Below are 26,355 nucleotides of genomic sequence, written 5' to 3'. Positions count from 1 at the left end.
ACCCCGCCCGATTTACTTAAAAAGGCCACAAGATGTTGATGTTATCCCCTGCACAGCTTCGCCGTGCACTACTGCTTTTAGCAAGCTTCCATATTGTTATTATTTGTGCGAGTAACTACCTTGTACAACTTCCCTTTCAGATATTTGGCTTCCATACCACATGGGGCGCATTTAGTTTTCCATTTGTTTATTTAGCCACAGATCTAACGGTTCGAATATTCGGCCAGCAAGCGGCAAGAAAGATCATCTTCCTCGCGATGTTACCAGCACTTGTTATCTCCTATTTGATGGGCGTTATCTTCCATCAGGGTAGCTTCCAAGGCGCCGATGCCTTACTTGAGTTCAACAGCTTTGTATTCCGCATCGCCTTTGCGAGCTTCGCTGCGTATCTCGTTGGCCAGCTGATGGATATCTTTGTCTTTGCTAAGCTCAGAGAAACCAAGTCTTGGTGGGTTGCCCCTTCGGCATCAACCATAGTCGGTAACCTAATAGACACTATCGTGTTCTTCGGCCTAGCCTTCTACGCCTCTACCGACACCTTTATGGCAACACACTGGCCTGAAATAGCCACGGTTGATTACGGTTTCAAATTGATTGTGAGCTTAGGTTTGTTTTTACCTGCCTATGGCCTGCTATTAAAGTTCTTACAAGATAAGATCTTACACAGCAGTACGCAGGAAACGGCTATTTAACGCTTAACAACAACTGGACTGACCTGTTATAATTTCGCCAATTCGTTCACCTTTCAGCCTATAGGTTTGGCTGTTTTACTGGGTGAACTGGCGAAATTATTGAGAGTTTGTAAATGTACACCATTGAAATTGAAGCTGTTACCGAGTTCACTCCTGAAGTCCTCGAACTGATCCAAACCACCTACTCTATCATCCCAGAATTTGAGCAAGGTTATGCTAGCCAAGAGATCGCTCAGCGCTTACTCGCAGGCCCTGCACTATTGCTTATTGCCAGAGTAGAAGGTGAGATAGCAGGCTTTAAGTTGGGCTATCAAACTGATGATCAGGTGTTTTACAGCTGGTTAGGTGGTGTTGCGCCGGATTTCCGTGGTCTAGGTTTAGCTAAAAGCCTACTTGAATATCAAGAACGCTGGGCGACCGAACAAGGCTACCAACGCATCGAAGTTAAGACCCGTAACTGCTTCCCTGCAATGCTCAAGATGTTAATCAGCTCCCAGTACCAGATCACTGCAATGATTAACGATGCGCAGAATCACAGCCAAAATAAGCTGCACTTACAAAAACAGTTCTAATACTCATTTTGTATCAGATTAAAAAAGGTGAGTAAATTTGCTAAATGTATGTAATAAAGCTTGCAAATCTAAATGAGAATGATTATTGTTAACTTGCGTTCCAGAACTCAGGTTAACAAATAAAGTTCTCATCATCTCGATTTGTTAAATGAGTTTTTATAGCACGACATTGCTCACACACTCTTAAGTGGCCAGGATATTATCCTGGCTTTTTTTTGTCTTTAATTCATGACATCGTTATGAATCATTCACAATGTAAAGATTAAAACCTAACAATTTGTTTTATTTAGATTATTAATCAACTACGCAAAAAGGTGCAATTTTCGTTGTCGATTATACTTGCAAGACTAAATGATAATGATTATTATTTACATGCGTTTCAAGACTCGCCAATAACTTAAAGGCATCTCATCTCCCGCAAGTTAGAGTCTGTTTTATGTAAAGCACGACATTGCTCACACACTCTTTTGGCCGAGATATTATCTCGGCTATTTTTTTGCCTAAAACTTAACAGAGAAGAGATTGGAAGTTTAGCTGTAGACAAGCTAGTACACGCCGCCTTACTAAAGCCGAGATGACTCTCGGCTCCCCTCTTATCGAGTCACTTACAGCGGTGTCTTATCGTTATGCTTACCGCTAAATTGCAACCCCTCGTAAGGCGTATTCGTCTGATCTTCGATAGCCTTATGGTACAGGCCGATGGTAAACAGGCTGCCCTTACCTACCTTAGAGTTCACCTCAATGGTGCCACCGATACGTTTAATAATACCGTAGCTCAATGATAACCCTAGGCCGGTACCGTCCTTACGTGTAGTGAAAAACGGATCGAAAATGCGATTAAGCTCCTCTTCTGGGATCCCCTTACCCTCATCTTCAACCTCAATCTTAACCCCGATCGGCTCGCCATGTTGCACCCAGTCATAGGTACGGATCCAGATCTGCCCTTTGCCATCCATCGCATGAGCCGCGTTTACCACTAGGTTAATCAACACCTGCAATAGTTGCGGGCGATTAACTTGAATAGGATAACTGGCGTTAAGCTCTTGGTTGAGCACCACCTGTTGCTTTTGAATCGAGTGCCTTACCAGTACCAACATCTCTTCGATAATAGGTGTGATCTGATGCATCTCCAGCGGCGCATTAAACTCTCCCGGACGGCTGTACTGCAGAAGGCTACGAATAATGGTGCTGATCCGCCCCACCTGCTGAATAACCAGCTCGATCTCCTCTTCAACATCGTCGGCTCTATCGCCTAGCTCGTATTTAAGCAGCTCCATGTTACCCAAAATCACCGCCGTTGGGTTATTGATCTCATGGGCGATACCAGCTGTCAGCTCACCCAACGCGGTTAGCTTCTCGTTGATCACTAACTGCTGTCTGGTTTCATTAAGTAGCGCTACGTTAGCTTGCAGCTCCTCGGTCTTCTCTTGCAGGCTACGAGTTCGCTCCTCGACCTTAACCTCTAGCTGCTCGGCTGCAGCTTGGATCTGGGTATTACGACGCTGTAACAGATCCAGCATTCGGTCAAACTGCTCAGCAAGATTAGAAAGCTCATTGTCGCTATCTAACCCTAGTGAACCTATACGTAAGTTACGCCCAGATTGCACCGCCTTGACTACATGATGAATACGCTCAATCGGCTGTAAGAGGCTATAGGCGCCGCGATATACCAACCAACCTGATACCAGCAGCACCAACATCAAGATAGTGCCCAACTCGATGATATTGAGTAGGTAGTTATGAATAAAAGGAGATTCAGAAAAACCGGTATAGATCATACCGATGCGCTTACCATTAATATCTTCAAGTGGTGAGTAAGCCGAAATAAACCAGTCGTTAAAAACAAACGCCCTATCAACCCATAATTGCCCTTGAATCAAAACCTTTTCTCGCACTTCAGATGACACTAAGCTACCAAGAGCACGACCTTGCTGATCATCCCCCTGAGGGAAGAAGTGCAGCGGTACGTTAGTGCTGATGCGGATATTATCCAAGAATATGGTCACCGTACCGATTGAACGCTCTGGTAGTGTTCCTTTGTCATACACCAGATCACGAATATGATCGACGATACGGGTATCGCGGTTAAGCATGATGCCGCCATCTAAGTACCAAGCAACATTGCCATTCACATCGGCAATCGGAAATAGGCTACGGCTTAATAGCCCACGCTTCTCTTCGACTTTACTTGGCTCCTGTGCTCGCATGGTCTTTATCACGCTTAACTTGGCTCGTTCGGCGAGTGCAGGGTCGATGCGAGACAGACGACTTGGCTCAAGCACCATCAGTCCAGAAAATGGCGCAAGCCCTTCTATATGTGGCAACATCTGCCTAAGGTCGGGATCCGCTGCGGCCTCGGAGACGCTGACCAAGCGTAAGAAATCTAAATTAAGATCTTTCTTCGCTTGGTCTAGAACTTTCTGTAGGTTCTCACGCTGAGCTACAAAGTCGCGGCCTATTTGTCTAAAGTCATTCTGGAACTGCCAAGACTCCATCACCAACTCTAGCTGGTTTTCTTGGTTGGTTTGAACGGTCACTAGGGTACTGTTTGCCACAGTCAAGTCAGCCTTGACCTTCATAAACAGCTGCTTACCTGTATAGCTAATATTCCAATAGATGGTAATAAAAACCAAACTCACAAGCGTTAGTAAGATAGGCAACAAGGTCAAAATCAAGATGCGATAGCGCACTTTCGCCTGCATCTGCTGCCAACTAACACCAAACATATTGGAAAAAAAAGACACCTATACTCCCCCTAGAGTGTTTTTATTATTGTTATTCTTCTTTGTCGGCTTCACCACCAAACCACTCTTTATACTTACGATCTAAGGTCTTACGTGATACACCAAGATCCCTCGCTGCCGCTGATTTATTACCGCCATGCACATCAACAACGCGAGTCACATGATCACGTTCAACATCTTTCAGTGCCCATTGTAGCGGATAGCCCGACTCTCCGACCGCTTCACTCTTTGGTTGCACCTTCCAATACTCGGCAGGTGGTTTGCCCAGTAGGATACATCGTTCAATCATATTTCGCAGCTCACGAATATTACCTGGCCATTCGTGTTGTTGCAGCTTTAATAGATCTTCATGGCTCCAAACGACCTCTTTTACGCCAAGTTCTGCAGCCAACTGGCAGGTAAAGTGATGAGTTAGCTCCACAATATCTTCAGGACGCTCACGCAGAGGTGGGATCACGATATCGAGCACATTGAGGCGATAATAGAGGTCACGTCTAAAGTTACCTGCTTCAACCTCTTCAGATAGCTTACGGTTTGTCGCCGCTAATACGCGCACGTCAATATTGATCTCTTTTTCGCTGCCCACAGGGCGAATGGTGCGCTGCTCAAGCACACGCAGTAGTGCGGTTTGCATCTTCAGCGGCATCTCACCAATTTCATCGAGGAAAATAGTACCGCCAGAAGCGAAACTGAAGAGGCCTTCGCGGTTCCCCTTAGCGCCAGTAAACGAGCCTGCCGAGTGACCAAATAGCTCACTCTCTAGCAATTCAGGCGCAATCGCACCACAGTTAACTGGCACAAATGGCCCTTGACGACCACTAAGAATATGCAGCTGTCTGGCCACCAGCTCTTTACCTGTGCCTGATTCCCCCTCAATCAAGACCACTGCATTGGTCGGTGCCACGCGCTCAATGACATGCTTCACCTCCGTCATGGCGTCACTCTGACCAATAATGGTAGAAGACTGATTGAATGAGACTTCACGGCGTAGCATCAAGTTTTCGCGCTTCAATAGACGACGCTCGATACAGCGGTCAACCGCCTTCATCATCTGTTCGAGATGGAACGGCTTCATAATAAAATCAGACGCGCCAGCACGCAGCGCCTTTATCGCCACATCCATATCGGCATAGCCAGTCATAAAGATGATATCTGAACGTCTCTCTTGATCGTTCAGCGCCTCATGCCACTCTATTCCGGAGCGACCAGGCAGACGAATATCGACAATAAGCAGATCGAAATGACAACGTGAACGCAGCTGCTCCGCATCTTCAACACTCGAGGCAGTTTCAACTAAGGCAAATTTCTTCGCTAACGCTTTTTTTAAAAAGCTGCGCATGCCCGGCTCATCATCGACGATCAATACAGATACAGCAGAAGGAAGTGGCTTCATATTATTCATTCTCTGTCCCACCTTGTCTGATTCAGGGACATTTTGACTCATTATGGGACAAGTCTATCATCGAACCAGTCTAAATAGGTCACTATGAACCATGTAATCGCGACCTTGGGACATAATGTCTGCGCTTTTTTTACTATTCATGGGACAAAGATCACACAAGCGTTACAAATGTGAACTCAAATAACCTAATTCAAGCATGGCATCAAACTTGCTTTTTATGAGCACTGAATTCGATTTTTAACAGGCCTCAGGTATCGAGTGGCCTATTTTATTTTCCCAAGGAGTAAAAATGCTAAACCTTAAACGCGTTATTGGTCTTGCGGTTACCGCAGCACTAGTTGTTGGTATGCCAGCCCAAGCTAACGAAATTATCAAACTTGCGACAACAACAAGTACAGAAAACTCAGGCCTATTAAAGAACCTATTGCCGAAGTTCGAAGCTGAAACAGGCTATCAAGTACAAGTTATCGCAACTGGTACTGGTAAGGCACTTAAGCTAGCTCGCCAAGGTGACGTTGACGTGGTTATGACTCACGCTCCAGGTGCTGAAGCTAAGTTTGTTGAAGAAGGTTATGGCCGACTACCTCGCGGCATCATGGAAAATGATTTCGTTATTCTAGGCCCAAAGAACGATCCTGCAAAAATTCGCTCAAGCAAAACAGCTGAAGAAGCGTTTACTAAAATCGAAAAATCTGGCGTACCTTTCATTTCACGTGGTGACAACTCAGGCACCAACATGAAAGAACTACTAATCTGGAAAAACGCTAATATCACTCCAGATTTCAAAGGCTATACTGCTGTTGGTCAAGGTATGGGCAAAACCCTACTAATGGCTAGCGAATTAGAAGCTTATACGCTATCTGACCGTGGCACTTTCGTTGCTTATTCAGGTAAAATAGACCTAGCAGTAGATTTTGATGGCGGCAAAGCACTGGCTAACCCTTATCAAATCATACTTATCAGTGAAAGCAAGTACCCAACGCTAAACCACAAAGGTGCTAAAGCATTGAGCGACTGGCTGATCGGCGCTGAAGCGCAAGGCATGATCAATAACTATAAAGTTCAGGGAGAACAATTGTTCAAGGCAACATATAGCGAATGAATGAAGGCTGGTTAGCCCTAATACAGCAGGCGTTGAGCCTGCTGTTTTCATTGGACCCCGAAGTGTGGTCCATTATCTCCGTCTCTTTTTCAGTATCATTTGCGGCTTTAGCGATCACGCTGCTGCCGTCCATGGTGCTGGGCTTTCTATTGGCCTTTACTCGCTTTCCTGGCCGCTGGTTAGTCACTAATCTTATTCAAACCCTACAATCCATCCCAACGGTTGTGATAGGCCTACTGGTTTATCTGTTGCTAACACGAATGGGGCCCTTAGGGGATTTGAAATGGCTTTTTACTCAGCAAGGTATGATTCTCGGCCAGATGCTTATCTGCGCCCCGGTACTCGTAGCCATGAGCCAAGCCGCCTTTACCAGTGTTGACCGCAGAGCATGGGAAACCTCCCGCACCTTAGGCGCGCCAGCATTAAGTGCGATATGGGCGGTCTGCAGAGAGCTTAAAGTTCCACTATTATTAGCTATTGTTGCTGCGTTTAGCCGTATCTTGACGGAAATTGGCTGTTCGATGATGGTCGGTGGCAACATAGCCGGAGTGACACGTAACATTCCAACCGCTATCGCCCTAGAAACCAGTAAAGGTGACTTCGCCCAAGCGATTGCACTGGGACTGGTGCTACTCGTCTTAGCACTGATTTTAAACTTTGCTCTCGGTACATTAAGAGGCAAAGCCGAGCCGAGGAGTCATTAAGACAGATGCCAACGTTCAATAGCAAGACTGATACAAAAGCCAAAGCAAAAATCATCGCTAACAATCTCGAGATGCGCTTCGAAAGCAAACCCCTGTTTAGCGCCGATAAGTTGGTTTTTGAACAAAACCGCGTGATCCACCTACAAGGTGATAACGGCTGCGGTAAGACCACCTTAATGAAGCTACTCGCAGGCTTTATTGAGCCGACAGCGGGAACGATTCAAGCGCAAGGATTCTCTGTAGCACCTTGGTGGCGTAGTAACTCGATTACCGGCAAGGCAATTTATCTACATCAACACCCTTATCTTTTCGAAGGCAGTGTGATGTATAACCTTACCTATCCATTAAGATTTTTAAATGGCGATAAAGAACTCCTCAAAGCTCGTACCGAGCAAGCGATAGATAAGGCGCAACTACGTCACTTACTGACCCAGGCGGCCTCGAGTTTATCCGGTGGTGAAAAACAGCGTTTAGCAATCGCCAGAGCCTGGATTATCCAGCCTAAACTATTGATGCTAGATGAACCGACCTCCAATATGGATAAGCACTCACAGCAGCTAGTATTACAGATGATTGTCGATCTCAAACAGCAAGGTACAGGCATGCTAATTAGTAGCCATCAGACTTGCATGCTAACCAAAGTATGCGATCATGCTTGGCTAATTTGCGATAAGACAATTACCAGCGGTAATATCAGTGCCAATCAAGATATGGCTAATGCTCACATAGATGTCTCAACTAGACTCAATGTGTCAATTGGGTAAATTCATTAGCAACTAAAAAACTGCAATAAACAATAGGATAACAGTGATGACAGCACAAGTTGATGCAGTAATTCTTGCTGGCGGCATGGCCAGACGCATGGGCGGAAACGATAAAGGCTTAGTCGAACTAGAAAATCGCCCCATGATTGAACATGCAATTGATAGGGTACGACCTCAAGTTAAGGAGATCCTGATCAACGCAAATCGAAACCAAAACCGTTATTCTGAGTTTGGTTTTAAAGTGATCAGCGACCAAGATTCCGGCTATTTAGGTCCATTAGCTGGCATGATCACCGCGATGAGTAACACACAAGCAGATTACCTATTGGTCGTTCCTTGTGATTGCCCACTGTTACCAACAGATTTAGTCGCTAGAATGCTAGCGAAATTAACGGCTGAAGACGCAGACCTTGCGGTGGCTAGTGATGGCAAGCGAGAGCAACCTGTGGTCATGCTACTTAAGCCGAGTTTACGCGCATCCATGAAGGCATTTTTAGATGCCGGTGAACGCAAAATCGATTTTTGGTATGCCAAGCATCACTATGTCGTCGCTGAGTTTTCGGATCAGCCAAATGCGTTTGTAAACGTAAACACACCAGAACAAAAACAGCAGCTTGGCGAAGCCATAGCTAATGAAAAAAATCACTAGAGGTGTAAATGAGCATACCTTTTACTAATCCGTTACCTATTCCTGTACTCGGATTCTGTGCCTACAGTGGCACAGGCAAGACCACATTATTGAAGCAATTAATCCCTGAACTTAATCGCCGCGGTGTGCGACTCGCAGTCATTAAGCATGCTCATCACAACTTCGATGTCGATATTCCCGGTAAAGACAGCTACGAAATGCGTAAGGCTGGTGCCAAGCAGATGTTAGTCGCCTCCCATGTTCGCTGGGCATTGATGACTGAAGACGCCAAAGATGGCGATCCTGAACTACCACATTTGCTAAAACAGATTGAAGCCGACAAGGTCGACATCGTCCTCGTTGAAGGTTTTAAAAAGCTCGAACTTCCTAAGATAGAACTGCACCGCGCCGCTCACGGCAAGCCTTTTATCCATACCCATGATGATAATATCCAAGCTATCGCCTGCTGCGATGATACCGAACTCCCAAGTGAGCTGCGCCGTCTAGATATCAACAATATCGAGCAAATCGCCGATTACGTTAGTGAGTACATTGCCGCTTGGAAGCCATGCCCTATCGACCTGCCGATGGCGCCCACTTGTGGTTGCGAGCTAGATAACAGCAGCACGCTATCGGTGCGCCAAGGTATCGATAAGATTTTATCTTACGTTAAGCCTATCACCGCGACGGAGACGGTCGAGCTTGATGAGCTTGAGAACCGCGTATTAGCCAGCGATGCCATCTCACCAGTCGATGTGCCTCAGCACACTAACTCCGCGATGGACGGTTACGCATTTAAATTAAGCGATGACAGCACCGCCTCTTACAAGATGGTTGGCGAAATCATGGCTGGCCACGCCTATAACGGCACCATTGCTGCCGGTGAAGCGGTACGCATCATGACTGGCGCACCATTGCCAGCAGGTGCCGATACGGTACAACTACGTGAGCTGGCTAATGAGCAAGACGGCGAAGTGCGCTTCGAAGGCGAAATGAGCCTAGGCCAGCATATCCGCCAAGCGGGTGAAGATATCGCACAAGGCGCCACCGCCCTTGCCGCCCACAGCCGATTACACGCAGCAGAGCAAGGTCTACTCGCATCACTCGGTTTTGGTGAGCTACCAGTATTCAAACGCCCTAAGGTCGCCGTGTTCTCCACTGGCGATGAAGTTTGCCAACCGGGCGAGCCGCTAAAAGCCAACTGCATTTTCGATTCTAACCGCTACACCATCAAGTCGATGGCGAAGAAGTTAGGCTGTGAAGTGATCGATCTTGGCATCATCCAAGATTCAGAAGCCGCACTAGCACAAGCGCTAAAAGATGGCGCGGCGCAGGCTGATATTGTGATCAGCTCAGGTGGTGTATCCGTTGGTGACGCCGATTATATTAAGACGGTTCTTGAACAAGTTGGACAGATTAACTTCTGGCGTATCAATATGCGTCCGGGGCGTCCACTGGCTTTCGGTCAGATCGATGACTCACTGTTCTTCGGCCTACCAGGCAACCCTGTTGCCGTGATGGTGTCTTTCCTGCAGTTTGTGCAGCCTGCCATTCGTAAGCTTGCCGGCGAGCAGAACTGGAGCCACACAATGGTTCCAGCCATTACCGACAAGCCACTGCGCAGCCGTACAGGCCGTACAGAGTTTACCCGCGGTATCTATCACTTAGGTGCTGACGGCAAGTTACATGTAACCACAACCGGTGCTCAGGGCTCAGGGATGCTTAGCTCTATGGTAAAAGGAAACTGTCTCATCGTGATTGGCGAGAAAGATGATCAGTTAAATCCAGGTGACACAGTTTACATTCAACCTTTTGCCGACCTCCTTTAAGGGGTCATATAGGTAGTAGTATGAGTTTAATCGTTGACACTTTTGGTCGCACGGTAGAGTACCTGCGACTCTCCGTCACTGACCGTTGTGACTTTCGCTGCGTGTACTGCATGAGTGAAGACCCCTGCTTCTTGGGGCGTGAGCACGTACTTAGCCTCGAAGAGTTAGCTTGGGTCGCTCAAGCCTTTACCGAACTAGGGGTGAAGAAGATCCGCCTAACAGGTGGTGAACCCTTAGTGCGCACCGACTGCGATCAGTTAGTGAAGCTACTGGGCAAGCTGCCGGGCCTTGAAGAGTTGTCGATGACAACCAACGGCTCGCGCCTGACCCGCTTCGCGGCAGAGATGCATGAGTCTGGCCTAAACCGACTCAACATCAGTCTCGACACCCTAAAGCCAGACTTATTTACTAAGCTGACCCGTAACGGCAAAGTCGACCGCGTCATCGCTGGTATCGACGCTGCCATCGCCGCAGGCTTTAAGAAGATCAAGGTTAATGCGGTGATCTTGCGTGGTCAAAACGACGATGAAGTCTTAGATTTAATCGAGTTTTGCCGCGAGCGTGACCTCGATATCGCCTTTATCGAAGAGATGCCACTGGGCATTATCGACGAACGTAAGCGCAGCCGTCATTGCAGCAGTAAAGAGATCCAAGAGATCATCCAACAGCGTTATCCGCTTATCGTATCAGATCGACGCACAGGCGGCCCAGCACGTTACTACACTATGCCGGGCAGCGACATTCATGTGGGCTTTATCTCGCCTCATAGCAATAACTTCTGTCATGAGTGTAACCGCGTCCGTGTCACGGTAGAAGGCAGATTATTACTGTGTTTAGGCAACGAAAACTCGGTGGATCTCAAAGCCATCGTGCGTGAATTCCCCGGTGACATTGAAAAGCTAAAGACAGCGATTCTGGAAGGCATCAAGCACAAGCCAAAGGAGCACCATTTTGACCCTAATGGTGAAACGCAGATCTTGCGGTTTATGAATGCAACAGGAGGTTGAGTTAACTGTTGCTTGAACAGTTTTGTCGCTTTGTTTCGGTGGTTTCTGTAGCCACAGTAGTTAACTGTTAGCTTGTGCTACATACACAAAACCCGACGCCACTGTCGGGTTTTTCGTAACGATTTGCTAAATAGTCTTAAAATAGCTTGCTGAAATTCGATAAGAACGGGCAAAACTGCTGTTTTGTCATTTTCAGCAAATTGTTAAAACACATTTATTCAGGTGTGTTGATTTTGCACCAAGCATTTTTACCTATCTTGAAGAAGCTCAACAGTGCTACGGTAACTGCACCAGTAACAACACCAACTGCAATATGGAAACTAGACGCTATGGCTGTAGCAATAATCGTAATGATTTGTTTAATCGTTATGCCAGCTTCTTTTCTTTCTTTAGAGTACTTTCTAGAACTAGTACACATATAGTCATAAATTTCAGCTTTTATTGCACTCCAAATACTTCCTCCTGAAGACTTAGGGGCAGAAGTGGGGACAATTAAACCCGTTTCTCTTTTTTCCCCAGTTAATGACAATCCGATTTGATCATATTCAGTTTCATCATCTGTATCTAATTTAATGAACTCAATAATTTTGTTTTTTTGGTACGCTGGAACAAGGTCGTTTACAGCATCAAATAACTCTTGATGTTCGAAAGGAAAATCAGACATTTAACCCCTCACTTTCCATTAATGCGCGAGCATAATTAATTGAAGTAGCATAAGATATGGTACTTTCTGTACCCAGAGCATGATTACCTATTTTTATATGCCCCCCCGAACCAGTAGGGCTAAATCTACCACTAATAATTCCAATAATTTGGCCTGATGCAATATCAATTAATGGCCCGCCACTATTTCCCTCATGTACCATTGCATCTAATTGAAATTGCTTTGTTCCATTGGTAGATTTCACTTTAGAGCTAATTATGCTCTGAGATACTTTCAAAGTATGTAGACCTGCTTGACCAAATGGAAACCCTAAGTAACCTACGCTAGCACCAACTTGAACAGAGCTCTCATTTCCTATTAGATTGGGAGGAACTGAAACGGGTTGTGGGTGGGTTAATTTCAATAATGCGACATCGTTTTCTGGGTCAAACTGCGCCACGGTAACATCAAAAAAATTTACTCGCTCTAGAGTTAATTGATTAAATTCATTTAAAGGTTGAGGCGGAATTACTGCAAGTTTATCAGTCAAATTAATCGTGTGTGCGCAGGTGATAATATATCCCTTACTGTGACATAGAAAACCACTGCCTATAAACTCAACTCCTTTTTCACCTGTTTTAACAATCATCATGCAACCACCACCGTGGTGCTGAGCTATCCCTTTTAGCATACGTTTCCCTTAGCTAGTGTTATAAAGCTTATTGAATTACTGCATTGACAACATCTTTATCCATACAACATTTATTTATTATCAGTGTGCCTTTATTATTTCCCCAGCAGAATATAGACCATTGTTTTAAAAATTTATATCGGATTATTCAAGGCATTATTGATGCAGCTTTATATGTGCTTGATAAGGCATGACAGTAACTCAACTGTTGCGGTTTCTGCCTCTAATATTGTCATTACTTTCGTCCAGAATTTTATGCAGCTAATTGCCTGCGGCAGGTGTATGTGCAGATACTTCTGAGGCTCGCTTGTCGTCATCCCTGACCGCTCAACGAAAACATCCATGTTTTCGACGGCCTCAGCCGCATCTGCACTGGGTTAGAAAAGCACAACCTTTCAACCTCTGCGTTAGATCTATAAGACAAAGAAAAACAAAGACACTGCAAGACCAACAAAGACGCAAAGGTTACAGAAAACACCAACTCCCCATCGAAGTTGCCGAAGTCGTTGAAGACTCTTGTAAACATTAGACGCGTGAGCGAGGCATGGATGCCGAGGTAGCCTTAGTAGAGCCATGGATGGCGATTCTGAGGCGATAGCGATTTTCGAAAATGACTGAGGATCAACAACTTCGTTAGGGGCGGCTAGGGAGATGCAAGAGGGGGAAGCTGTTGTCCCCCTCTTGCCCGAGTGTGAGCTGGAAGCTCACGACCTTTATCAAGCGGAGCTTGATTAGCTGTATATGTGGGATGGAATCCCACGACTTTGGTCAGGCGTAGCCTGATGCTCTACCAATGTAGAGCGAAGCACCACTACTTTAATTGTTAGACGCAGTCTAACTTAAAGGTCAAGCGTAGCTTGAAAACACAATAAAAAGGGCGCTAGATGCGCCCTTTATGATATCGATAGAAATGACTAATAAATCTTAATTGAGATAGCAGTCACTAAAGTATCGACACTACGGAGTGATAACGATTGCCACTCTAGCAACAACAGTTTCAACACCGCTAGGCGTGGTTACCTTTACAACCAACTCCCCAGTCGCAGCCTCGGTTCCACCTTTCACCGCGACACCATAGTTTTGACCACCTTCAGCGTTAGTGTTAGGCCAACTAAAACTACTCTGCCCCAATACTTCACCCACCGTAGAGGTGAAGCTGACTTCTGAACCAAATGGCATCTGCTGCCCTCTTTGGTCAGTGATATTCAGAGAAACTTGTCCAATACCGGTGTTAACAAGTTCCAACACCTGATCGCCATTATTATTTTCGCTATCAATTACCACAATATTGGAAGCAACAGCTGTGCTATCCGACACCGTAATAACGACACTGTCTCTAATATGAATGGATTTATCGTCTGAACAAGCACTAAGGTTAGACTCATGGCACAAAACACCATTATACAGTCCGTCTCGCGGAGTAAATTGACCATCAATATTAAAATCGATGAGCTCTTCTAGATTACCCTGTTCATATATTCCATTTTCATTGTAATCATTGAACGCTTCATCCATATCATATGGTTTTCCATCGACACCAACCGACAAGAACAGAGCTATCTCTTCTGCGTCGAAGCGGCCATTACCGTTAGAGTCTGGGAATGACTCTTCACCGAGTGCGTAAGCTGTAATGGTTGAGCGGCCATCTCTAGGCCATGGGTTTTGGCTTCGCCATATCACTGAGCATTTTCCATCGATAGTAAAGCAGGAATCATCGATAGCGCCGCCCTCGGTGGTAAAGTACACAGCGGTACCATCGGGGGCGAAATTATTAAAGGCATCTGCAAGGAAAACACTGACAGGCACTTCGACACCCACAATATCGTATGCCTCTGGATTTAGTGTTTTAACAGCTAGGGTGAAGCTGTCCTGATCTGGAATGCCCGTAGAGATAATCAGCTTACTGGACTGAGTGATAAGCTGTGGGTCGCTGCCATCAACTGTCGCGAATACCCGAACCGTTGTGGCAACTGTGCCTGAATTCACCACCGTCTGCACCATACCAGTGTTATCGGTGATCCCATGCTCGTCACTGAGGTAAGTCCCCCCCATCTCGTTGTTAAGCTTAAAGCTAACCGCTTTATTAGTGACCGGATTGCCGCTGGTATCGAAAACTTGGAACTTAACGACTGACGTCTCTCTGCCACCCGTTGTTTTAATGGAGATTAACGAAGGCTCGGCGGATACAAAGCTAATGCTACCTTCTTTAGCTTCGAGAACATTAATTGTCGCCGAAGCTATTAAATCCAAACCTGCTACCGTTGCTTTAACGCTAATACGGTCATCACCAGCGCAGCCTTTGGCAATATAGGTGCTCGTGGCAATACCATCAACTAGGAGTACTGGCGAATCTAATTGAGCTAATGGTGTAGATAGACCTGCACAGGCCGATGTGAAATATACATCAACGGGTTCATTGAAAGGTTGCCCTTGCTCATCGACAATCATCACCGACACACTGGCGGTACCCCCTGCCGATAGCGAGTCTGTACTCACCTCGGCAACACCTGGCTGCAGCGGATCGCCACTGCCCATCTCTAAGTTGGTGGCACCGATGACGATAATCGCCGTGTCTTGTTCACCCGAGACCAGGCTTGCAGTTACCGTTCCGGCTCCTAAATCACTGCCCGCGTAAATCACCACGCTGGCATTGCCCTCATCATCGGTCACTGCCGTTGTGATCGGCAACTCACCTAGCGTGCTGCCAAAGGTAACAATAACGGGCTCAGTGATCCCACTAACATTAGCAACAAGCTTTCCAGGATTAACGGAAGAGATAGATGAGATTTCATTGCCTTCGGCATCAGTAACGCTTAGAGAAACCTCATAGACAACGGCCGCCGTAGGGGCTGCGTTATCATTGATTAGCTCACAGGGAACATTGTTAGGACAGACAGGACCATCCCCATCATCTCCACCGCAAGCTGTTAATATGAAACTTAAAAAGACGAGAGCGAATATTCTATTGAAGGACACCATATCTATCTCCATATAAAGCTTAGGTGTATAAAAATCAGGCACCCAATAGGTATAGGTGAATATCCGCAATATTTCACATTTTATTTTGCTAAACAGTAGAGTATCAGCCTCTAGACTCTGAGCGCCTAACCTCAGGTTTTTCGCTCATAAAGCCACAGGTGGAGAAGTTAGGATTCCTCCCAAAACAATGAACCTTTGGATGATGGTTCAGGCTCGGGGGGGGGGACAAGCGCTTTCCCTCTTGGCTCTGCTCTTAACAACAGAAAGGGGCGAAGCGCCACGACCTTAGTTGTCAGACGCAATCTAACTTAAAAGCCTGATGCACTCATCAAACGAAGTTTGATTAAAAAGCGTCCAACGTTCACCCAACCGTTGCCAAATTTGTGAAATCACCACCTAACAGATACACTTATTAGACACCCAATATCAAACAAAAAGCTGAAGTAACAATCATGGCTTTATCCCGCAAGAAGTGGAATACCATCATCATCCTCGCATCTATTTTGATGATCTCAGTCCTGACTGTCATCGAAAGGAATAGCCAGCAAACACCGATGCAAACTCAGCCGCTATTCGACAAATCTGCGCCTCTATCACAACTGCAATATGGCGAACTTTGGCTGCAAAAACGTCAGTCTGGCTGGCAGTGTAGCTCACGGGTACTCAACTGTTTAGACTGGGCTAATGCGTGGGAACAAGTGCATATCTCCGCCCTGACAGATAAACCTGAAACTTCTGGTGAGCCAATAGAACTGGTTATCCAAGTCGATGATCTTATCGATGCGCAGCTGTGGATTATGTTTAGTGAGCAAGGTTTGCTTAAGTCGCCTTCAGGAAATTGGTATCAGATCCCACCGAGCTTGCGAGAAAACTTAAAACCGATTGTTCGGGGGCAGGTAAACGAGCGCTAGCAACAGGCTAAAGGACTCACAGACTGTCAGATAACACGAATAAGAAAAAGAGAGAGAATAAATGCCGGAACTCCCCGAAGTTGAAGTCACTAGGCAAGGTGTATCCCCCTATCTAATTGATAATCAAGTGACAGATTTAATCATCCGCAATCCATCTCTACGATGGCCAGTTCCCGAAATTGCCAAGCAGATTATCGGCCAAACCATTAGAAACGTGCGTCGCCGCGCAAAGTACCTGCTTATCGATACCGATGCGGGCACCAGCATAGTGCACTTGGGGATGTCTGGCAGCTTACGGATTCTTCCAGCCTCTACGCCTGCGGAAAAACATGACCATATCGATCTGGTGCTCGCGAGCGGTAAGGCGTTGCGCTTTAATGACCCTAGACGCTTTGGCGCTTGGCTGTGGTGTGAGCTGCCAGAACAGGCGCATCCGTTACTGTCGAAGCTTGGCCCAGAGCCGCTCACTGACGCCTTTAATGCCGATTACTTGCTTGAGCGCTTAGCGAATAAGAAAAAGGCGATAAAGCTATGTTTGATGGACAATCATATCGTCGTGGGTGTCGGGAACATTTACGCCAATGAGGCGCTGTTCGCCGCGGGTATTCATCCACAAGCCGAAGCGGGTAAGGTCGATGCCGAACGTATCGAGGTTTTGATCGCAGAGGTGAAACAGATCTTGGCAGGCGCCATTAAACAGGGCGGCACCACACTAAAAGATTTTACCAATGCCGATGGCAAGCCGGGCTACTTTGCCCAGAAGCTACATGTCTACGGCCGTAGCGGCGAGACCTGCACTCATTGTGGCCACCTTCTTAGCGAGATAAAACTAGGCCAAAGGGCAACGGTGTTCTGTAGCTTGTGCCAAAAGCTTTAAAAGAAGGTACGAGAGCGTTCGCAAGCTCACTTCTGGGATCTAGGATCTAGGGCGCTTCGCTTCGAGGGCTGGCTTCGCCCTGCTAGAAACAGCCAAAGCAAAAAGCATAAGCAGTGATCTTTACTTAGCTTTTTCTAGAAGCGACAAGGCCGCGATCTCGAAGTGACGCAGTCACGCCCTCGTCTTAGCTCTTCCTAAGACCTGCTTTTCCGTCTCAGCTTTAACCGTCTTTGCTCTTCCTAGGGCCTGCTTCTCCTAGGGCCTAGAACCTGCTTTTCCTAGGACCTAAGACCGCTTTTCCGTCTCAGCTTTAACCGTCTTTGCTTTTCCTAGGGCCTGCTTTTCCTAGGATCTAAGACCGCTTTTCCGTCTTAGCTTTAACCGTCTTTGCTCTTCCTAGGGCCTGCTCTTCCTAGAGCCTAACCTCACTCCATCCACCGTCCTGGGGTTGGGGTGAAATACTGATAACGTCTATCTGGCTCGGCGCAGGTCGGCAACATATTATCCTTGCTTAATATTACCCAATTATCTCGGTGGGCCACGCCCATACTTTTGGCATTCTTGAAATCAAAACAGCTCAGCTTTTGGTGATCGCCGACTAAGATATAGCGATTATCTCCTTCATGCATCCACTGCCAAGCGTTACGCTCTTGCTGCTCAAGGGGCGCAAGATAGCTAAAGTGAGTGATATCCACCGGAGAGAACAAGATAAACTGCTCTTTGAATTTAACAAGGCCGAGTTGACCATCTGGGCCTATCGCCTTTGCAGCGTTTGCCATCAAGGCCTGTGGCGTTCGCATAGGCTCTAAAATACTGTAGCCCCAAGTCCCCATCACCACCCAAGTTAGCGCAAGACTAACTCCCATTCTCACCATAGCTTGAGAATGTCGCAGGGTCAGCAAGATAGCAAACCAGATAACCCCCACGGTCAACAACAGGTAGCCCATATGAGTCAGATCTGCCGCATAATCGGCCATTGCCTTGACGATGGCGGGATGATGGATCAGCGCCAATACACCTGCAGCTGTAAACACTAGACCCAGTAACCACAACAGAGCCGTGAGACCCCACTCAAACCAACGCTTGGTATCGGCACCCGTAATAATGGCCGACAGCGCTAAGGCCAACATAGGCAGAGCTGGTAGGATATACACCCCACGTTTGCCTGGGCTGATGCTGAAGAACACCAGCACCAATACCACCCAGATCAGCAGTATTGCAATCACAGGTTCGGCTTTAACCTTAGCCATAACTCGTTGCCAATGAGCAATAAACAATAGCGGCAACGGGAACCACATCACAGGTACGACACTGACTAAGAAGTAGTACCAAGGCTTGATATGATGCCAAGCGTTAACGTAGCGCTCTCCCGTCTGTTTAAACAAAATATTATTTTGATATTGAATAAGCTCTGGTGTGCCTTGGCTCTGCACTATCAGCACCATAGGTACCAACCAGCAGGCAATCACGGCTAACATCGCCAGTGGCCCCGCAAGGCACCACCACTGCAGGCGCCCCTTAAACAGATCTTTTTGGATCAGGGCATAACCAATGATCGGAATAAGCATCAACAGAGGCAGGAAGCCCACCCCCTTGGTGATCACTCCAAGCCCCATAAATGCCCAGCCAGCAAAGTACCAGCGCCAGTGAGCCCCTGTCATAAAGTGACGCAGCAAACCGTAACAACCAAGGGTGATCCAACACATCACCATGGCATCAATTTGGGCGTTCTTACTCTGAATTAAGAATTGAGGCGCTAACATCAACAGCAGTGCTGCATTACGGCCAACACGCACATTCCACAGCCTTGAGCCTAGATCATAAACCAGAAAAAGCGTTAGAAAACCCGCTAAGGCATTAGGCAATAAAAAGGCCACCTTTAAACTGCCGGTCAAGCCATAAAACAGTGCGATGGCCCACATGAATACTGGCGGCTTATCTGGATAGAACTCCCCCCCACGCTGAGGGAAGAACCACTGACCCGAATCCACCATCTCTCTGGCGACTTCGGCGAAACGCGGCTCATCGGCAGGCCAAGGCGAACGCCAACCTATTCCCACCAGCAAAATGACTGCCGCAAATAGCAGCAACATACTCAACACTTGATAATAGTCATCGCTATTGAATCGTTGTTGCATCGATTTCAATATCATTTTTTTAATTAACCTTATTATTCATCGGTAACTATCTCGCCCACCTGTTTACGCAACCTAGTCTTATACAGGTAAGCGCCAATCAGAGATGAGAAAATAAACAGCACTATGCTGATAATCAAGCTGTTGTGATCCGACAAGCCAATACCTGCACCTGCAAAGCTAAAGATAAGCATCTGCGGGATGTAACCTACTCCACTGCCTAAAAAAAACTTCCACGCACTCACATGAGTAGAGCCTGCGAATAAGTTAGTTAAGGCGTTACTACCAATTGGCAGTAATCGAATCATCAATACCTTTAAAAAAGTACGATGGATTATCAATCTCTCAAAACGAAATAGCTTATCTTTAAAACGTTTTTTAAGACTGCTTCTAAAGGTCAGCCTGGCAAAGTAAAAGGTGACCGCACAGCCAAGTAACGCCGATGCAGTGCCCAGTAACGCCCCATAGACGCCACCTAAGGCAAAGCCAAAAACAACGGCGATGACTTGGCGAGGCCCACCAACACTGGTAAATGCCGCCCCCATAAGAAACAGCACCACTAAGGCACTGTTACCGTTCTTTTCAACGTAATTGCCTACCCAGTTGCTATCGGTCAGGTGCTCAAATAGGCCTTGCTGGACGGCAAACATCAACAGTAGCAATACTGTAATGACCAATAATGTTTTAGCTAAGCGTTTCATAGCTATTGAGCCTGTGTAGTCTCGGTCTTAATCACATTGGGTAAACGAGTTCTACGGTTTAGCCACATCACCCCTATGATATCGACAATCCCAACCCAGACGCGGTTCCAAGCGGTGTACTTAGACTCACCTTCCATGCGATCTCTATGGTTAACGATTGAGACCTTAACCTCTCCGCCATGGCGACGGATCAGTGCAGGAATATAGCGATGCATATGATCGAAATAGGGCAGCTTGAGGAAACTGGCCTTCGGGAATACCTTCAAGCCACAGCCGGTATCGGGTACACCATCGCCGAGTAAGCCATCGCGCACCTTATTGGCCACACGGGATTGAAATCGTTTCCAGGCAGTGTCTTTACGGTTTTTACGATAACCCGCGATACAAAAATCGCTATGGGTCATGGTTGGAATAAGATCTAGCATGGCTGGAATATCTGCCGGGTCATTTTGACCATCTGCATCAAGTGTCGCAATAATATCACCGCTGGCGTGTTGAACACCGGTATGCAGCGCAGTACTTTGTCCGGTACTTTTTTCATGGCGAATCGCCTTAGTCGAGCAACCGAGTCGTTCACCCGTGCGCAGTAACTCACCGAAGGTATCGTCGTTGCTGCCATCATCCACAACAATCACTTCAAAGGGCGTCTTATCTTTTAGCGCTCGATGGATCTCTTCCACTAAAGGACCAATATTAGCTTGCTCGTCTTTTGCTGGGATAACGACTGAAATCAAAATACTTACTCCAAAAAGTTATTAGAGCTAAAAATCTGCTCTATACCACCTTTAACTATTGCCATGACAAAGAGAGTCATTAGCTACTGGTGAACTCAGGGAAATTCAGGCTTTCCTCTATTTCGTTGCACCACTCTACTTCATACAAGAACGCGTTAAGATCCTGCTGTAATAGATAGAAAAAGATAAAAATTAAAAACACTAATCTTACTTTGCACCATGATTATGTAATTTTTAGTACATGGGCTTAAATTGCGATTTAAAAAGGCCGTTAGCTTGCCTCAAACTCAATCTAACTAAATAAAAAAGCCAACGCTTCTTAAGCGCTGGCTCTTCTATAAGGTTTTCTTAAAACTTATACTCATAAGTACCAAATACCGTGGCATTCGTTTCGTTCTCTTGCACCTCAAATTCTGATTGAGACACACTGCCACCTACGCTCATCATGCCCTTCCAGATTGGCATACGATAACTGAGTTCCAGCATCAACAAGTCCTCTTTCAATGGCTGAGGTGCCCAGCCATGGCTCGGGCTTTTACCGTCTTTATTAAGCTGTGCGTAACGCAGCAAGGAGGTAAAGCCTTTGCTATTGGCAAACTGGCCAATCAAGCCAAGCACATACACATTGGCATCGCTGTCATAGGTGCTGCCTAGGGCACGACCGTAGTAACGGGAACCACTTCGATATGTTGAATGCTCATAGAAACAATTAAAGCTGTTTTCATCTTCGCCACAGAACACCATGGTGTCAGTGTATTCGAGGAACAACTTATACTGCTGACCATCTAGATTAAAACGGGTATCGGCACCGAACATCGAGCCACAATCCACGATATCCCATGGCGCAGAGCTCTTAGCATCTTCACAGGTTCTCTCGTAATACACGCCGAACGGAACATTATACCAAGTATCACTAAAGCGGATATCGTAACCAGCCATCTGGTTGCCATAGTTGCTGCACCCCACTTCATCGACGTTATCGGCGCGACAATCTCGCTGGCCAGTGATCGATTTAAAGGCGCTTTCCCAGCTACACTCTTGCCCTTCACCACAGAACTGCGTTGTCCAAGAAAGGCCTATCTCTAACTGCCTAAAAGGACGAATCGATCCGCGGAAGTTCCATAAAAGAGTATGAGGAGCATAACGCTCCTCTTCGAACATGCTCACCCCTGCGGTAAATGTCCAAGGACCTAACCACGACAACCAAGGTGTCTCGAAAGCTTGAGCATTATTACGGCTCAGCATGAGTGACGGCATTGGACGAGCGTTATTCGATTTATGTAGCGATGAGTCGAAACCGGGTCCCCACCACTGCTCGATGGCACCGAAAGTAAACATCCAGTTACCCATCGCCATGGCAAGATAGGAATCATCGAAGCGAAACTCTTCGTCATCAGCAGGATCGTAATTCGCCGATGCCGAAACTTTATAGGCAAACCTATCACCTAAATACTCGTAAGAAGCGCTGGCCTCACCCTGCTCGCGATAGTCTGAGCCGAAGTGCTGAAAACGAGCAGGATCGCTCGCAGCCGCCAGCTTTACACTAACATTGCCACGATTATCGACTGCATTGCGATAGTAATAATTAACACGGGAAAAGGCCTCGACTAATGCAGGCGTTAATGTCGAAGGTTCGACCTTAGCCAAGTCGCCACCAATACCCGACCACATCAAGGGGTAGGTATTAACCGGAACGGTAATGACTCCCGCATCGGCTAGGGCTTGAATATCGGCTCTGAGGTAGATATCGGAGGTATCGACCCAAGGCGCAGCAATGCTGCCCCCAGAAAAGGCTAAGGCTAGAATGGCTATGAATCTAACCCTGTGAAACTGGATAAACTTAAGCATGGAAAACTATTTAGCCTTATTTGTTAATGCATTTGCCACTTCAACATGAACGAACTGACTCACATCTCCCCCATGAAGCGCCACTTCTTTCACTAGGGTCGATGAGATAAATGAGTTCTCTTCCGCCGGCGTTAAAAATACGCTCTCAAGCTCTGGGCTCAGACGACGGTTCATGTTGGCTAGCTGAAATTCATACTCGAAATCAGATACCGCACGTAAGCCTCTGACCAGCACGCTGGCATTTTGTTCCTTTGCAAAGTCAACCAGCAGGCCACTAAACCCCACCACCTCGACATTATCTAAATGCGCAGTAACCGTTTTGAGTAATTCGACTCGCTCAGCAAGGGTAAATCTTGGCTGCTTAGAAGGGTTGGCAGCAATGCCTATGATGACATGCTCAAATAAATTTGCCGCACGCTCAATCAAATCGGCATGACCATTGGTAACTGGGTCAAATGTTCCAGGATATATGGCTCGCTTATGCACGTTAAAATCTACCCTTAAAGTTGTTACTTAGCAGTCTGAACTACCTTGAAATTTATCGTCCTAGAGTATGGACTTTTTAGGCTTCCTATCCTACTCGTTATTGAGGGAATTGTGAATGTAAAAGCCCAGATAAGCGACAAGGTAACTTATCTCAGAGGCGGAAAAACAAAAAGGTAACCCAGTTAAGTGGTCGTGGACTATTTCAGCTTGGGCCAAGTTAATTGATGGGGCTGCTGCCAAACATCAAGTTGCTGGCTAACACCAGTATCTTGGAAATGCTCACCAGTACTTGGTAGAGCAGTATATTGATGCTCTTGTCCTTGATAATCAAAGTGTAAACAGTAGGCGTGGAGATAGCCTCTATCGGCACTCTCACCACCATAGAGGGTATCACCCAAGATCGGCACACCTATGCTAGCTAGGGCCACTCTTAGCTGATGCGTCTTACCGCTGTGGGGTTTAAGTAGATACAGTCGCTCCCCCTCGCCAACCGAGTGAGAGAAAAACTGAGTGATGGCCGGATTATCGGTGCTACGTAGAAGTTTATGCATGCTACGACGAGACTTAGCCATATCGCCGATGACCCAGCCCTGCTTCTTTTTTGGTTTACCCTTTGCTAGCGCAAGATAGTATTTCTGCACCAGATGCGCGGAAAACATACGGGTAAACTCTGCGGCAGCCCTGCTCGATTTAGCGAGGATGATCAGCCCCGAAGTCATAGTATCTAGCCTGTGTACGGCGTAGAGCTTAATGCCGAGATCGGCCTCGGCCTGAGCGACAACGCCAGCGCTGCCATCTTGGCTGTGAAAATGCACTTCGGCCGACTTATTGATCACAATAAAGTCGCGCTCATCGGCAATGACTCGATACATAAATGAAGGTTCCACTAAGCTACCCTAGAGCAGCTTAGCTATCGCTAGACTAAAAGGTAATAATCACCTTTAGGCCAGGCTGATTATCAGTTAGGGCTATTTTAGCATTATGTCGCGACAGAATCGCCTTCACCATAGACAAACCTAAACCTGTCCCCTTGTGATGACGGCTAGGATCTAATCGCACCAAACGCTCGAACACCTTTTCACGAGACCCTTCGGGGATCCCAGGACCATTGTCTTGGATAGAGATGACATTACGATTCTGGGAAATACTGATCGTGGCACCTTCACCGGAATACTTAATCGCATTATCGACCAAGTTAAACAAGGCTTGGAACAGCAGATACTTATCACCACTGAGCTGGAACTCTTCACCTGTGGTGAGCTTGAGTGACTGACCGTTAAACTCGGCCATCGCCTCGGCCATCTCAAACAGATCTTGGCTAAGTTCGATTAGGCTAACCTCTTGCAGCTCCAGCGTTTGCTGTCCCTCTTCGATACGAGTCAGCGACAGCATGGCATCAAAGGTAGCTAGGCAATGATCTAGCTCTTCGGTGAGGATCGCACAGCTCTCTTCAAGCTCCTCTTTAGGCTTAGCCGGTAATTGTTCGAGTCCTATACGAAGATGTGATAGCGGGGTACGCAGATCATGGGCGATGTTATCGGTCACGCCACGCACTGCTGCAAGGTTTTTCTCTAGCGCATCGAGTACACCATTAAACTGGCGCGCAAGCATATCAAACTCATCTTCACGCCAGCCCACGGGCAGACGCGTCGAATATTGACCACGCTCAATGCGCTTGCTTAAGCGGTTATACTGCACCAAGCGCCGCAAAATAGCTTTAGAAAACAGATAGCCCAAGGCTAGCGTCAACACTAGAGTCAACATCAGCGCGGTAATAGCAGCATTGGTAAATTTATCGATAAGGGCACCAAGCTGGTCGACACGAGTGGCAATCAGCATAGGGCCATAACGGGTCATCACCATACCACCAGTTAAGATATGTAGCTTCTCTGGACCGCCGGTAAACACCGGAAACTCACGTTTTTCCGGTAGCATAGGCATATCTTTAGGGATCATGCTCAATGAGCCGATAAGATCGAGGGAGTTGCGCCAAACAATCAAGGTCACTTTGGGATCGGCACTGCGTACCTGAGTCGCAAAGCTGCGTCTATCCAAGGTCAGCGCCATCTGTTGATAGCGGGTCTTTTCAGCATCGAGATGCAAGTCCAGCTGATGCTCTTGCTCATTGATCAGCTGGCGATACATTCCCAGTAACAAGGTGCCAATGATGACAGTTACTAGGGCTGAGAATATGATGGTAATGCGCCAGGCACTACTCTGATAGGGCTTAATGCCCTTGGCGTAGCCGATATCCAGCACCTCGAACAGTTTCGATTAACTCACCGTGTCCTAGCTCTTCAAACTTACGTCTTAGCTTGGCAATATGCACATCGATGACATTGGTACGCGGATCGAAATGATAATCCCACACAGCTTCAAATAGCAGCGTACGACTAATCACTTGGTTTACGTGCTCCATTAGGTACTTAAGCAACTGAAACTCTTTAGGTTGCAGCAAGATCTCCTGCCCATCAAGTGTCACCTTGCGCGTCAACAACTCTATGGTCAGCGGACCCACATTGAGATCAGTGATAGTTGGCAGAGATTCACCACGCTGCATTAATTTTTCAGCGCGTACCAGCAGCTCAGAGAAGGCAAAAGGCTTAGTCATGTAGTCATCACCGCCCGCACGCAGCCCCTTAACACGCTCATCAACATGACTTAGCGCAGACAGGATTAACACTGGCGTTTGGCTACCAGTGGCACGTAATGCCGCTAACAGTTTAAGACCATCTAGCTGTGGTAACATACGATCCAAAATGATCAAGTCGTACTTCATACTGGTCGCAAGCAGTAAGCCTTGATGCCCGTCTGTTGCCGTTTCTATATTGTGCCCTTGCTCAACAAATCCCTTTACGACATATTCGATGGTAGTCGCGTCATCTTCAACCATGAGTATTTTCATG

The 26,355-nt window shown here is 46.8% G+C and carries 23 protein-coding genes; 10 read left to right on the top strand and 13 right to left on the bottom strand.

Translation table 11 applies throughout. The features are described from left to right. Positions 1–32 precede the first annotated feature (32 nt). Positions 33–692 (top strand): 7-cyano-7-deazaguanine/7-aminomethyl-7-deazaguanine transporter, encoded by a 660-nt coding sequence (locus K5Q92_RS10620; RefSeq protein WP_220768973.1) that lies wholly within the window; start codon positions 33–35, stop codon positions 690–692. Positions 693–805: 113 nt separating this feature from the next. Continuing rightward, entirely contained in the window at positions 806–1,264 is a 459-nt protein-coding gene (locus tag K5Q92_RS10615; RefSeq protein ID WP_220768972.1) for a GNAT family N-acetyltransferase, read from the top strand. A 605-nt stretch (positions 1,265–1,869) separates the two neighbouring features. On the opposite strand, the gene K5Q92_RS10610 is transcribed toward K5Q92_RS10615, so the two are convergent. Together K5Q92_RS10610 and K5Q92_RS10605 are read right to left on the bottom strand one after the other, a co-directional pair. Further along, the gene (locus K5Q92_RS10610) at positions 1,870–4,008 is read right to left on the bottom strand and encodes a HAMP domain-containing sensor histidine kinase (RefSeq protein WP_220768971.1); all 2,139 of its coding nucleotides are present in this window, start codon (positions 4,006–4,008) and stop codon (positions 1,870–1,872) included. Positions 4,009–4,039: 31 nt separating this feature from the next. Further along, positions 4,040–5,422, bottom strand: a complete 1,383-nt coding sequence (locus tag K5Q92_RS10605) for a sigma-54 dependent transcriptional regulator (RefSeq protein WP_220768978.1) — start codon at positions 5,420–5,422, stop codon at positions 4,040–4,042. A 277-nt stretch (positions 5,423–5,699) separates the two neighbouring features. Here K5Q92_RS10605 and K5Q92_RS10600 point away from each other — a divergent pair, with 277 nt between their 5' ends. The 6 genes from K5Q92_RS10600 to moaA are packed head-to-tail and all read left to right on the top strand — an operon-like array spanning position 5,700 to position 11,444. Continuing rightward, a complete protein-coding gene (locus K5Q92_RS10600; protein WP_220768970.1) occupies positions 5,700–6,512 on the top strand; it encodes a substrate-binding domain-containing protein in 813 nt (270 codons plus the stop codon). Next, entirely contained in the window at positions 6,509–7,216 is a 708-nt protein-coding gene (locus K5Q92_RS10595; RefSeq protein ID WP_220768969.1) for an ABC transporter permease, read from the top strand. The genes K5Q92_RS10600 and K5Q92_RS10595 overlap by 4 nt, the downstream gene beginning before the upstream one ends. A 5-nt stretch (positions 7,217–7,221) precedes the next feature. Then, positions 7,222–7,980: an ATP-binding cassette domain-containing protein gene (locus tag K5Q92_RS10590; protein WP_220768968.1), complete on the top strand. Its 759-nt coding sequence runs from the start codon at positions 7,222–7,224 to the stop codon at positions 7,978–7,980. A gap of 46 nt (positions 7,981–8,026) precedes the next feature. Further along, positions 8,027–8,629 (top strand): molybdenum cofactor guanylyltransferase MobA, encoded by a 603-nt coding sequence (gene mobA, locus K5Q92_RS10585; protein WP_220768967.1) that lies wholly within the window; start codon positions 8,027–8,029, stop codon positions 8,627–8,629. An 8-nt stretch (positions 8,630–8,637) separates the two neighbouring features. Beyond that, positions 8,638–10,437, top strand: a complete 1,800-nt coding sequence (locus K5Q92_RS10580; protein WP_220768966.1) for a bifunctional molybdopterin-guanine dinucleotide biosynthesis adaptor protein MobB/molybdopterin molybdotransferase MoeA — start codon at positions 8,638–8,640, stop codon at positions 10,435–10,437. Between the two features lie 20 nt (positions 10,438–10,457). After that, on the top strand, positions 10,458–11,444 hold the full coding sequence (gene moaA, locus K5Q92_RS10575; RefSeq protein ID WP_220768965.1) for a GTP 3',8-cyclase MoaA: 987 nt from the start codon (positions 10,458–10,460) through the stop codon (positions 11,442–11,444). Between the two features lie 214 nt (positions 11,445–11,658). Here moaA and K5Q92_RS10570 read toward each other — a convergent pair whose 3' ends face one another. The 3 genes from K5Q92_RS10570 to K5Q92_RS10560 all read right to left on the bottom strand — a co-directional run bounded on the left by K5Q92_RS10570 (position 11,659) and on the right by K5Q92_RS10560 (position 15,757). Continuing rightward, positions 11,659–12,108 (bottom strand): hypothetical protein, encoded by a 450-nt coding sequence (locus K5Q92_RS10570; RefSeq protein WP_220768964.1) that lies wholly within the window; start codon positions 12,106–12,108, stop codon positions 11,659–11,661. Beyond that, complete coding sequence (locus K5Q92_RS10565) at positions 12,101–12,778, bottom strand: S1C family serine protease (protein ID WP_220768963.1); 678 nt, start codon at positions 12,776–12,778, stop codon at positions 12,101–12,103. Before K5Q92_RS10565 ends, K5Q92_RS10570 begins: the two co-directional genes overlap by 8 nt. A 957-nt stretch (positions 12,779–13,735) precedes the next feature. Continuing rightward, positions 13,736–15,757, bottom strand: a complete 2,022-nt coding sequence (locus K5Q92_RS10560; protein ID WP_220768962.1) for a hypothetical protein — start codon at positions 15,755–15,757, stop codon at positions 13,736–13,738. A gap of 452 nt (positions 15,758–16,209) precedes the next feature. On the opposite strand from K5Q92_RS10560, the gene K5Q92_RS10555 reads away from it, so the two are divergent. Further along, positions 16,210–16,668 carry a hypothetical protein gene (locus tag K5Q92_RS10555; protein ID WP_220768961.1) on the top strand — a complete coding sequence of 153 codons (459 nt, stop codon included), beginning with the start codon at positions 16,210–16,212 and terminating at the stop codon, positions 16,666–16,668. Between the two features lie 61 nt (positions 16,669–16,729). Further along, positions 16,730–17,545: a bifunctional DNA-formamidopyrimidine glycosylase/DNA-(apurinic or apyrimidinic site) lyase gene (gene mutM / locus K5Q92_RS10550; protein WP_220768960.1), complete on the top strand. Its 816-nt coding sequence runs from the start codon at positions 16,730–16,732 to the stop codon at positions 17,543–17,545. A gap of 425 nt (positions 17,546–17,970) precedes the next feature. Here the strand turns inward: mutM and K5Q92_RS10545 are convergent, their stop codons facing one another. From K5Q92_RS10545 to K5Q92_RS10510, 8 genes are all read right to left on the bottom strand, one after another. Beyond that, positions 17,971–19,692, bottom strand: a complete 1,722-nt coding sequence (locus tag K5Q92_RS10545) for a glycosyltransferase family 39 protein (protein ID WP_220768977.1) — start codon at positions 19,690–19,692, stop codon at positions 17,971–17,973. Positions 19,693–19,715: 23 nt separating this feature from the next. Continuing rightward, on the bottom strand, positions 19,716–20,381 hold the full coding sequence (locus tag K5Q92_RS10540; protein ID WP_220768959.1) for a TVP38/TMEM64 family protein: 666 nt from the start codon (positions 20,379–20,381) through the stop codon (positions 19,716–19,718). Positions 20,382–20,383: 2 nt separating this feature from the next. Continuing rightward, positions 20,384–21,115 carry a glycosyltransferase family 2 protein gene (locus K5Q92_RS10535; RefSeq protein WP_220768958.1) on the bottom strand — a complete coding sequence of 244 codons (732 nt, stop codon included), beginning with the start codon at positions 21,113–21,115 and terminating at the stop codon, positions 20,384–20,386. Between the two features lie 348 nt (positions 21,116–21,463). Then, positions 21,464–22,963: a capsule assembly Wzi family protein gene (locus K5Q92_RS10530; RefSeq protein WP_220768957.1), complete on the bottom strand. Its 1,500-nt coding sequence runs from the start codon at positions 22,961–22,963 to the stop codon at positions 21,464–21,466. A gap of 6 nt (positions 22,964–22,969) precedes the next feature. Then, positions 22,970–23,449, bottom strand: coding sequence for a pantetheine-phosphate adenylyltransferase (gene coaD, locus K5Q92_RS10525; RefSeq protein WP_220768956.1), 480 nt, complete (start codon positions 23,447–23,449; stop codon positions 22,970–22,972). Positions 23,450–23,646: 197 nt separating this feature from the next. Then, positions 23,647–24,321 (bottom strand): TIGR01621 family pseudouridine synthase, encoded by a 675-nt coding sequence (locus K5Q92_RS10520; protein WP_220768976.1) that lies wholly within the window; start codon positions 24,319–24,321, stop codon positions 23,647–23,649. A 49-nt stretch (positions 24,322–24,370) separates the two neighbouring features. After that, positions 24,371–25,594, bottom strand: coding sequence for a HAMP domain-containing sensor histidine kinase (locus tag K5Q92_RS10515; RefSeq protein ID WP_220768975.1), 1,224 nt, complete (start codon positions 25,592–25,594; stop codon positions 24,371–24,373). An 82-nt stretch (positions 25,595–25,676) separates the two neighbouring features. Next, positions 25,677–26,354 (bottom strand): response regulator transcription factor, encoded by a 678-nt coding sequence (locus K5Q92_RS10510; protein WP_012275265.1) that lies wholly within the window; start codon positions 26,352–26,354, stop codon positions 25,677–25,679. Between the last annotated feature and the right edge of the window lies 1 nt (position 26,355).

The sequence above is a fragment of the Shewanella sp. MBTL60-007 genome (assembly GCF_019654915.1).
Classification (GTDB): domain Bacteria; phylum Pseudomonadota; class Gammaproteobacteria; order Enterobacterales; family Shewanellaceae; genus Shewanella.
Note: the sequence above shows the minus strand (reverse complement) of the source record. Positions and strands in the feature narration are given on the sequence as shown.